Origin of the sequence: Halomonas urmiana, assembly GCF_005780185.1 — a bacterium.
Taxonomy (GTDB): domain Bacteria; phylum Pseudomonadota; class Gammaproteobacteria; order Pseudomonadales; family Halomonadaceae; genus Halomonas; species Halomonas urmiana.
Window position 1 is genome coordinate 25750 of record NZ_VBUI01000033.1, and the last position, 10976, is coordinate 36725.

Genomic DNA, 10976 nt, shown 5'->3' on the forward strand with positions numbered 1-10976 from the left:
GCCGGGGTCCAGGCAACGTCAAGCAATAGGAAACCGACATGGTTGATACAACACTCATCTTGCTCGGTGTGGTCATGTTCACCCTGGTCGTCATCGGCCTGGTTCTGGTGATCCTGGCTGCCCGCAGCAGGCTCGTCAGCACCGGGGACGTGACCATCGAGGTCAACGACGACCCCGATCACACCCTGACCACCCAGGCCGGCGGCAAGCTGCTCAACACCCTGGCCGCCAACGGTATCTTCCTCTCTTCCGCCTGCGGTGGCGGTGGCTCCTGCGCGCAGTGCAAGTGCCGCGTGGAGGAGGGCGGTGGTGCCATCCTGCCCACCGAGGAGTCCCACTTCACCCTGCGCGAGAAGAAGGAAGGCTGGCGCCTCTCCTGCCAGGTGCCGGTGAAGCAGGACATGAAGATCGAGGTCCCGGAGGAGGTCTTCGGCGTCAAGCAGTGGGAATGCGAGGTCATCGAGAACCCCAACGTCGCCACCTTCATCAAGGAGCTCAACCTCAAGCTGCCCGAGGGCGAGGAAGTGGCTTTCCGTGCCGGCGGCTACGTGCAGCTGGTGGCACCGCCCTACGACATCAAGTTCTCCGACTTCGATATCGAGGAAGAGTACCGGGGCGATTGGGAGAAGTTCGGCCTGTTCGACATCTCCCACAAGAACAGCGAGGAGATCATCCGCGCCTACTCCATGGCGAACTACCCGGACGAGAAGGGCATCCTCAAGTTCAACATCCGTATCGCCACGCCGCCGCCCAACTCCAGTCACCCGCCGGGCCTGATGTCCACCTACGTCTTCGCGCTGAAGCCGGGTGACAAGGTCACCGTGATGGGGCCCTTCGGTGAGTTCTTCGCCAAGGACACCGATGCCGAGATGATCTTCATCGGCGGTGGTGCGGGCATGGCGCCGATGCGCAGCCACATCTTCGATCAGCTCAAGCGTCTCAAGACCGACCGCAAGATCACCTTCTGGTACGGCGCACGCTCCTGGCGCGAGACCTTCTACAACGAAGAGTATGACCAGCTGGCCGAGGAGTTCCCGAACTTCGAGTGGCACCTGGCACTCTCCGACCCGCAGCCGGAGGACAACTGGGAAGGGCCGACCGGCTTCATCCACAATGTCCTCTACGAGAACTACCTCAAGGACCACCCGGCCCCCGAAGACTGCGAGTACTACATGTGCGGGCCGCCCATGATGAATGCCTCCTGTATCAAGCTGCTGGTGGACATGGGCGTCGAGCCCGAGAACATCCTGCTGGATGATTTCGGCGGCTGATCTCGCTCGCCATGCGGCACATCCGGGCCGGCCGAGAGGCCGGCCCCTTTGTATCGGGGCCTGCGGCGATCACCGGTCGCCGCTCCCCACTTCTGCCGCCCGACATGCCGATCGCCTACGGTCGTCATCTCAGGCCCCAGAAGGTCGACGCCATGGACCCCGCACGGTCTTATGTTGTCACACGGTTGGACGCCTAGCCCTTTTCGCTCTCTAGGAGACACGACATGACCCTTTTCCTGGTGGTATTCGCCTTCATGCTGCTGATCGTCGCCGCCATGGCCATCGGCGTGATCATGGGGCGCAAGCCCATCGCCGGCACCTGTGGCGGTCTCAATCAGCTCGGACTCAAGGAAGGGTGCGACGTCTGCGGCGGCAAGGACGAGGTCTGCGAGGAGGAGAATCGCAAGCGCTCAAGCGCCCGTCGCCGCAGCGACGAGAGCCGCGGTGCCGACCTGGGCTACGACGCCACCAAGCGTTAATCTCCACGAGCTTGCGTAGGAGCGACATTCATGTCGCAAGGAAATATCATCACATTTTAGCGTGAATGAGGCGAAGCCCCCTTGTGGGAGCAATTTATGGATCATCGCTCTTTAGCGTGAAGGAGGCGAAGCCTCCGTGTGGGAGCGATCTTCAGATCGCGAAAGAAGGCCGAAGGCCTTCCCGGCCATAGGCACTAAGCCCAGGGCGCCTGTCGGCGCCATTCGTCGAGGCGTCGAACCGACAATAAATTGCGCTCCCACAAGGGGGCTTCGCCTCTCTCCCGTCTCTCCCGTCTCTCCCGTCTCTCCCGTCTCTCCCGCCTCACCATGCCTCACCGCGTCTCTGCACGCCTCTCACCCTCTCTCCCGGGGCTGGCCTCGCCTGAGGGCAGCCCTCCGACGCCGCTTCCCTTCCGCCAGCAATGTGCTGTGACCCAGTGCTTGCGCTGAGCGCATGGTGTGCGAAACGGCGAAGAACTACGAAACTCCTACTTCGAGATTAAAGAAGCTCGTCCTTCCGAGTATGGTAAAAACCAACTACGCAAAAGACGAATACATTTAGTAACATTTCGGGTGAAAAGTTAACAAACAGATGGCGTGACTAAAGTGGGTGGAAAGAAAGTTGGTAGAAAGAAAGTGGGTGGGAAGGCAGCAAAGTGGGTGGGAAGGTAGAAAAGTGGGTGGAAGGTAGCAAAGTGGGTGGAAGGTAGCCAAAAACCATCCGGCGGGAGTCTTTCGTTCTGCGTTTCATCAAGGCTATCGCCAAGCATTTTCTTGGGCGGGGTTTGACGATAGCTAGACGGAAGCCTTTATGACGTAATGGTGGCAATGAGGTATACATGACAACCAGTTATAGGCCGGAAGTCGATGGATTGAGAGCGATAGCCGTCATTCCCGTGATATTTTTTCACGCTGGATTCGAATGGTTTAGTGGCGGGTTCGTCGGGGTAGACGTGTTTTTCGTGGTGAGTGGCTATCTGATCACCAGCATAATATATGGAGAAGTCAAGAGAGGAAAATTCTCCATCGTGAAGTTCTACGAAAGGCGTGCGAGAAGGATTCTGCCCGCGCTGTTCTTCGTCAGCCTAATATGCCTGATGTTCGCCTGGATGTGGATGTTGCCTCGCGAGTTTTCCTCCTTGAGCGAAAGCTTGATTGCGGTGAACCTCTTTGTTTCGAATATATACTTCTGGCAGTCGCTTGACTACTTTGCCGGCCCCGCGGAGCTGCAGGCCTTCTTGCACACCTGGAGCCTGGCTGTCGAAGAGCAGTTCTACCTTTTCTTTCCGCTGTTCATGCTTATCGTAGGGGGGCTTCGCAGGAACTGGTTGCTGGCCATCTTCGGCCTCGGGTTGGTGGTGAGCCTTTCACTGGCCGAGTACGCCTCGACCCACCATCCGACCGCCAACTTCTATCTACTCCCTACGAGGGCATGGGAACTGCTGGCCGGCGCGCTTATCGCCATCTTCCTGCATGAGCGTAAAGAGCGATTCCCTCCGGTTGTCCAGCACCTGGGCGGGATCACCGGCCTGGGCCTGATCCTCTATGCCACTTTTACCTTTGATTCCGCTACCCCGTTTCCCGGCCTCTGGGCCGTGTTGCCCGTGCTTGGTGCAGCACTGGTCATCTTGTTCTCAAGCGGCAGCGACCTGGCAGGTCGGCTGCTCTCCTGGAAGCCGGTGGTGGGGATCGGATTGATCAGTTACAGCGCGTATCTGTGGCATCAGCCGCTGTTCGTCTTTGCCAAGGAGCGCAGCCTTGAGGCCGTCACCGATACGACGCTACTGCTATTGAGCATGGCCTCCATCCTGCTTGCCTGGTTCTCCTGGCGCTTTGTCGAACAGCCCTTCAGACAACGTCAGCGCTTTACGCGCACACAGATCTTCGCCTCGGCGTTGGTGATGTCTGGTCTGATGATTGGGGTAGGGATGTACGGCAAGTTCACCCAAGGGGTGCCGTGGCGCTTCAGCCCGGAGGTGGAGAGCATCGTGGACGTTCGCATGACACGCCACCATGTCCCCGAAAGCTGTTACGCCACCGAGGGTAGATTGCTGTCAGTCGAGGAAACCTGCCAATACAACGAGGATAGCAATGGGATCGTCGTGGTATGGGGCGACAGCCATGCCACACCGCTGGTCCGCCCGATCGCCGACCGTGTTGCCGGGCTCGGCAAGCAAGTCAAGATGTTCGTCTATACCAACTGTCTGCCTATCGCCGACTACACACGTGAAAATGAGCCGGGTTGCGGCATCTTCAACCAGCGGGTGATGGACTACTTGATGGCGAGTGACGAGGTGGAAACGGTAGTAATGCTTGGCCGCTACCCACTTCAGTTCGAAGCGAGAGCGTTTGATAACGGCGAGGGAGGTGTCGAGCATGAGTCGGCCCTCAAGGCCATGCCACTCGATACCGTATCGACCCCTGTTGACAGTGAAGAGGCCAGGATCAATATCGTAGGACAGCTGATGAAAGAAACCGTCGACAAACTGGTCGACGATGGCAAACGCGTTGTCATGATTTATCCGGTCCCCGAAGTCGGCTGGGATGTGCCCTACCTTCTCGCCAAGGAGAATATCTTCGGCATCGAACGTGATGCCCCGCTGTCGACCAGTTTTGGCGTCTTCAAGCAGCGCTCGTCGACATCATACCAGCAACTTTCACGTATCGAGGAGAGCGATAGCGTTCTTAAGATCAAGCCATCTGAACTGCTATGTGATTCCTTCATTCCTGGCCGGTGTGCCGCCCAGGTAGGCAACGAGTTGCTCTATTACGACAGCAGCCATTTGAGTATTCCTGCAGCCTCCATGCTTGTAGATCACATGTTCCGGAAAATGGCCGGCAAGGGATGGATGAACGACCATGAGTTTCAAATCACCCAGTTGGAAAGCTCGGCTGCTAAGGAAGACAGGGTGAATTAATCAACAGGGGATGGCACGAGATGAAAGTTTTAATTATCGGCAACATGGGCTACGTAGGTCCCGCAGTCGTCAGAGAATTGGCCAGACAGCACCCGGATGCCGTGCTGCACGGTTTCGACAATGCCTACTTCGCTCACTGTCTTACCGGGGTAGAGTCCCTGCCCGAGCGGCACCTGGAGAAGCAGTTCTATGGCGACGTTCGGCAGCTTCCTGAGGGAATGCTGGAGGGCTATACGGCGGTAGTCCAACTGGCAGCCATCTCTAACGACCCCATGGGCAGCCGCTTTGCGGCCGTTACGCGGGAGATCAACCAAGAGGCCACCGTGCACATCGCCAGGCAGGCGGCTCGGGAAAAGGTCAGCAATTTTGTCTTTGCCTCGAGTTGCAGCGTCTATGGCGTCGCCAGCGGCGAACCACGCAAGGAGAGCGATCCGCTCGCCCCGATGACCGACTATGCAAAGTCCAAGATCGGTAGTGAAGAGGCGCTGGCGAACCTCGAAGGAGACATGGTCATCACCAGCCTGCGTTTCGCCACGGCTTGCGGTATGTCCGAACGGCTGCGACTCGACCTGGTGCTGAACGACTTCGTGGCCTGTGCCCTCTCCGAAGGGAAGATCACCGTGTTGAGCGATGGTACGCCCTGGCGGCCGCTTATCGATGTCCGCGATATGGCGCGAGCCATCGACTGGGCCATTCAGCGCCCGGCCAGCAATGGCGGGAAGATACTCAGCGTCAACACCGGCTCGAATCAGCGCAACCACCAGGTTCGCGACCTGGCGTCAGCCGTGGCCGAGATGATCCCCGGCACAACGGTAAGCATCAACGAGGAAGGGGCAGTCGACAGCCGATCCTACAAGGTCGACTTCAGTCTCTACGAATCCCTGGCGCCGAATTACCAGCCACGCATGACACTAAAGGATTCCATCCAGGGCCTGGTAGAAGGGCTGAAGCGAATGGAGTTCGATGATACCGATTTCCGCAGTTCTTCGCTGATGCGCCTGCAGGTACTGCAGGGCCATGTGGATCAGGGGCGTGTCACGGAAGGATTGGTGTGGGTGAAGGAGTCGTAATCAGTAGGCAGCAAGGCCAATCGCCAACGGCAGACATTACCAACAGAGCAGGAGCAACGGACATGAAAGTTGTCATTCTCGCCGGTGGATTCGGCACTCGTCTTAGTGAGGAAACCTCAATTCGCCCCAAGCCCATGGTCGAAATCGGAGAGCGTCCGATCCTGTGGCACGTCATGAAGCTCTATGCGCACCATGGCTTCAAGGACTTCATCATACTCGGTGGTTATAAAGTTGATTATATACGCGACTATTTCCTCAATTACCGGGGTAAACAGACCGACTATACCATCGATCTCAAGACCGGGCGAGTGGAGTGGCTCAAGGGAGTTAGCGAAGACTGGACCGTCACCGTATTGGATACCGGTTCCGACTCTCTCACTGGCGGTCGCATCAAGCGTGCGAAGCCCTACCTCGATGATGAACCCTTCTGCCTGACCTACGGCGACGGTGTGAGCGACGTGGATATCCAGGAACTGGTTGCCGCCCATCAGGCGTCAGATTGCTGGTGCACCCTGACGGCCGTCACTCAGCCAGGACGCTATGGTGCCCTGAGGCTTGACGATTCCAGCCAACAAGTGAAGGCATTTCGAGAAAAGGGCGCGGTGGATGGTGGCCTGATCAATGGTGGCTTCTTCGTATGCAACCCTGAGGTCCTGGATCTGATCGACAACGATCAGACCACTTGGGAAAACGAACCCATGGAGCGCATGGTGAAGATGGGCAAGCTAGGGTATTACCACCATCAGGGCTACTGGCAGAGCATGGATTCGCTGCGTGACAAGATGGTGCTGGAAGCGGCTTGGCAGGACAATCCCCCCTGGAAGGTCTGGAAAGAGTGAGTCAGAAGGGGCGTCTCGTCGGATACCCTTGAAATCACCAGCAGTGTCTCACCATGCGAGCTAACAGATGATTATCATCGATACGGCACTAGCAAAACGCGAAGAAGATCGAAACCCTATTCGCGTCGGCATGATCGGTGCCGGCTTCCAGGGTAAGGGAATTGGCCTTCAGATCCTCACGGCCACGCCGGGTATGACGCTCTGTGCCGTGGCCAACAGGCATGTCGATGCCGCCATTAAAGTGTTCAACCAGGCAGGCATCGAGCCCAAGCGCTGCGATACCACTCTGGAGATCGAATCGGCAATCGCCCAGGGAAGGTATGCAGTGACGCAGGATGCTAACGCCTTGGCGTCTGCCGAAGGCCTCGATGTGATCATCGAGGTAACGGGATCCATCGAATATGCAGCGCTGGCAGTGCTATCGGCCATCAACCATGGCAAGCATGTCGTACAGATGAATGCCGAACTCGATGGCACCATCGGCCCGATCCTCAAGAAGAAGGCAGATCAAGCCGGTGTGATCTACACCTTCTCGGATGGCGATCAGCCGGGGGTGCAGTTGAATCTGTATCGCTTCGTCCAGGGCTTGGGCGTCAAACCCGTCCTGTGCGGTAATATCAAAGGGCTCCACGATCCCTATCGCAACCCCCAGACACAGCAAGCCTTTGCCGAACGCTGGGGGCAGAAGCCCGCTATGGTGGCGTCGTTTGCCGACGGCACCAAGATATCCTTCGAGCAAGCCATCGTGGCCAATGGAACAGGCATGCGGGTCGCTCGGCGCGGTATGCTGGGTCCGGATTTCTCCGGGGGCGATCCTAGTGCACCCCAGATCCCCATCGAGGAGACCATCAAGTCTTTCGAGCCCTATTTGAGCCCTACCGGTGCCGGGCTGGTCGACTATGTGGTGGGTGCCCGCCCCGGGCCGGGGGTATTCGTTATCGGGCATCAAGATGATCCGATTAAACAGCATTACCTGGAACTCTATAAGCTTGGCAAGGGGCCCTATTACTGTTTCTACACCCCCTATCACCTATGCCACTTCGAAGTGCCAACATCTGTCGCAAGGGCCGCTCTCTTCAACGACCCTGTGCTGACCCCTCGACAGGGGCCGGAGGTGGGAGTCATTGCCATCGCGAAGAAGGATCTAGATAAGGGTGAGTGCATAGGTGAGTTTGGCGGCTTTGAAGCCTATGGTGTTGCCGAGAACATGGATGTTATTCGCGCCCAGCGGCTGTTGCCCATCGGTCTGGCGCTTGGCGGGATCGTCAAGCACCCTATCAAGAAGGACACCCCTTTGACCTTCGACGATGTACGTCTTCCTGAGAACAGAATCGTGAACCGACTCTACAACGAACAGGAACGCCTCTACGCCAATTCCCCCACCCTGGCATAAAGGAACAGCGCCATGAAATTTTTAGCAACGAACCTCAAGGATGTCTACCTTGTCGAGCTCGAGCCACGCGGCGACGATAGGGGATTCTTTGCCAGGACGATGTGTCGTGAAGAGTTCGCTAATGTGGGGTTGAACAGTGACTTCGTGCAGCAGAACACTTCCTTTTCGGTGCACCGCGGCACCCTGCGGGGACTCCATTACCAGAGGCCGCCCCAGGGGGAAGACAAGCTGGTACGTTGCCTGAAAGGGGCCATAGTCGATGTCATCGTCGACATCCGTCAGGACTCGCCCACCTACATGCAGCACCAGATGTTCGAGCTGACCAGTCGTAATCGGCTGCAACTGTATGTGCCAAAGGGCTTCGCGCACTCCTTTATGACGCTGGAGGATAACGTCGAAGTGAGTTACCTGGTCACCGCTGCCTACACACCGGGCTCGGAGGATGGCCTGAGATACAACGACGAACAGCTTGGGATCGAGTGGCCATTGCCGGTATCGGTCATCTCGGAAAAGGACAACGCCTGGCCACTGCTGAGTGAGAGAAAGACCGCACTCTATTGAGTGCCAGGCGCGGCGAGCCGCGATAATCATGCCATTGTGCGATGCCTGGCGTGTACTGGCCGCCTATCAGTGTCGAATCCATTGGGACAGTCGCCAAAACGGCAGGTGGTCAAGCATGTTACACGCTTATTGCAGGGGAGTAGCCTGATGAAGAAGGTGATAGCCGTCGTACTGACCTACAATCGCAGGGAGCTCCTCCAGAAATGTCTCGATGCGATCCTTACCCAAACCCGTACGTGTGATGAGATCATCGTTATCAACAACGGCAGTACGGATGATACCCGGGAGCTCCTGGAAAGCGGGCTTTATTCCGGGATAAAGATCTACAACCTCGAGGAAAATCGGGGAGCCGCCGGAGGATTCAACGCCGGATTCCGGCTGGCTTACGACAACGGCGCCGATCAAGTGTGGATGATGGACGACGATGTCGTTCCGGAGTCCGACGCCCTTGAGAAGCTGCTCGATGCCGATGCGTTGCTTGAAGGGGAGGGAGCCCGGAGAAGCTATCTGGTGTCACTGGCCTATTCCGAAAAAAAGGGAGAGTGGACGAATCTGCCTTATCTTAGTGTCCACCACTCGACCAGCTGGCCTTCCTATCTGGAGCATGGACTGGTCGCCGTCGGCTACAGTACTTTCGTCTCGATACTGGTACCGCGAGAAACGCTGGAAAAGCACGGTCTTCCTATTCAATCGATGTTCATCTGGGGGGAGGATGCCGAGTTCACACTGCGTGTCACACAGGAAGATCCCGGCTACCTGGTAGGGACCAGTCGGGTGCAGCATTTAAGGCCCGGAGCCGGAATCAACATCGTCGTAGAGACCAACCCGGCCCGTATCGCTTACTACCGCCATTACGTGCGTAACAATATCTATCTTGCCCGCAAATACAAGACACGTCGGCGCCTTTTTTCGGTCATCTTTGTCAAGCTCTCACTACTGGCCCGGCTGCTGGTCTCTGGACAATTCCGCAAGGCGAGTATCGTGACGCGAGGCCTTGTAGAAGGGGTGCGATTCTCCCCGTATGTCCAGGCCATCGGCGATGACTACGATTACTCGAGTATCGAACTGTCGGTACCGGAGGGGACTGGTCAAGCGAGCCCTGCCGCTGTCGTAGGAAACGATGATGCATATCCCCTTGGGTACCAGAGAGCCGCCCACAGCTGATAGCCCTCAGCGGTCACCCAGGAGCCTTGCCATGTCACTCGGTTCAATCTCCGATTCTCAGGATATCCTCTTGGCCTCGTCCGGCACCCAGCCGCCGTCCAACGCATCGGCAGGTCAAGGGAGGCGTGTCAAGCCCTACCTCCTGACCACCAGCGAGGCAGGCATCTTTCCCAGTGAGGACCCCGTCACTGATCATCAAAACCTGCAAGGTTTTATCGACGATGTCGCCACGGACGGCATCGTGGGCGTGATCGAGGCAGGGCACTGGTATGCCCATCGGAAGCTTCTGCTGCGGGATGGCAGTCGCCTCATGGGACGGGGGATGAATCGGACCATCATCGAAGCGCCGCCGCAGGCCTGGAGCCAGGATCGCTATACGCTGATGGATCTCGAGGTCGGCACCAGCCTCTTCGAGAACGGCGCCTTCCTCTCCGACTTCACCCTGATCGGTGCGGACAAGCAGGCGACTGACAACGGCGCCCTGTTGATCCTCGAGGGCCTCTCGGACTTCCTGGTCGAGCGGGTCCAGGCAGTGGATGCGTCCAGCTATGGCATCTTCGTGGCCGGCTACGGCGTAGGTCGCTTTACCAATGACATCCACAGCTCGTTCTGGAACTCCACGCACCGCGGGATCATTCGTCAGTGCCGAGCAGTGCGTGGCCAGGTGGGCATCGGCTGCGAAGGGGGAGCCCAGAACGTACTGATCATGGCCAACCATACCGATGGCCAGGCCCTGCACGGCTTCCGCCTGGCTTCCGCCTATGACACCCAGATCATCGCCAACAGCGCCGTCAATACCCGCAATGCCTACTGGATCGATCGGCACAAGGGGGTTCACGTCCTGCACAACACGGCGACAAACGTGGAGCGAGGCTGCGTCTATGGCGGATTTCATCGTCATCGAGACGAAGAGATATCACGGGGTCTGTGGATCATCGGCAACCGCTTCAACACGACGAAGTCCGCCATTACCGACGCCTATCAAGGCACTTCCGACAAGTTCACCCGCAGTGTCAAGATCAAGGACAACCTGCTCGCAGGGGGGAACATCCGTCTGCTCTGGTCGAGGAATGTCGATATCCAGGGAAACGACGGGGATGGCAGCAACAGAATCATTACCTCGCACCAGGTGAGTGGCCGAGTCGGCAACAATTTCATGAAGTTGCTGAACCGGTCCGACACTCTCGAGGATCTGGGGGGCAATTTGACGTCCTCCCCGCCCTAAAGGACAGGGATTCCAACTTCTTGAGGGCAACGTCCTGCCCCGAGACTGAGGATATT

General features: G+C 57.7%; 9 protein-coding genes. All 9 read left to right on the plus strand.

Going from position 1 to position 10976, the window contains the following annotated elements:
- Positions 1-38: 38 nt before the first annotated feature.
- The 9 genes from nqrF (at position 39) to FEI13_RS16955 (ending at position 10920) form a co-directional block, all read left to right on the plus strand.
- Entirely contained in the window at positions 39-1271 is a 1233-nt protein-coding gene (gene nqrF, locus FEI13_RS16910) for an NADH:ubiquinone reductase (Na(+)-transporting) subunit F (RefSeq protein WP_138182691.1), read from the plus strand.
- Positions 1272-1495: 224 nt separating this feature from the next.
- Positions 1496-1750, plus strand: coding sequence for a (Na+)-NQR maturation NqrM (gene nqrM, locus FEI13_RS16915; protein WP_138182692.1), 255 nt, complete (start codon positions 1496-1498; stop codon positions 1748-1750).
- An 839-nt stretch (positions 1751-2589) separates the two neighbouring features.
- Positions 2590-4668: an acyltransferase family protein gene (locus FEI13_RS16925; RefSeq protein WP_138182694.1), complete on the plus strand. Its 2079-nt coding sequence runs from the start codon at positions 2590-2592 to the stop codon at positions 4666-4668.
- A gap of 20 nt (positions 4669-4688) precedes the next feature.
- Entirely contained in the window at positions 4689-5738 is a 1050-nt protein-coding gene (locus tag FEI13_RS16930) for an NAD-dependent epimerase/dehydratase family protein (RefSeq protein ID WP_138182695.1), read from the plus strand.
- A 62-nt stretch (positions 5739-5800) separates the two neighbouring features.
- The gene (rfbF, locus tag FEI13_RS16935; protein ID WP_138182696.1) at positions 5801-6577 is read left to right on the plus strand and encodes a glucose-1-phosphate cytidylyltransferase; all 777 of its coding nucleotides are present in this window, start codon (positions 5801-5803) and stop codon (positions 6575-6577) included.
- Between the two features lie 67 nt (positions 6578-6644).
- The gene (locus tag FEI13_RS16940) at positions 6645-7970 is read left to right on the plus strand and encodes an NAD(P)H-dependent oxidoreductase (protein ID WP_138182697.1); all 1326 of its coding nucleotides are present in this window, start codon (positions 6645-6647) and stop codon (positions 7968-7970) included.
- A 12-nt stretch (positions 7971-7982) separates the two neighbouring features.
- A complete protein-coding gene (rfbC, locus tag FEI13_RS16945; RefSeq protein ID WP_138182698.1) occupies positions 7983-8531 on the plus strand; it encodes a dTDP-4-dehydrorhamnose 3,5-epimerase in 549 nt (182 codons plus the stop codon).
- Positions 8532-8678: 147 nt separating this feature from the next.
- Complete coding sequence (locus FEI13_RS16950) at positions 8679-9695, plus strand: glycosyltransferase family 2 protein (RefSeq protein WP_138182699.1); 1017 nt, start codon at positions 8679-8681, stop codon at positions 9693-9695.
- A gap of 31 nt (positions 9696-9726) precedes the next feature.
- Positions 9727-10920: a right-handed parallel beta-helix repeat-containing protein gene (locus FEI13_RS16955; protein ID WP_158294562.1), complete on the plus strand. Its 1194-nt coding sequence runs from the start codon at positions 9727-9729 to the stop codon at positions 10918-10920.
- Positions 10921-10976 lie beyond the last annotated feature (56 nt).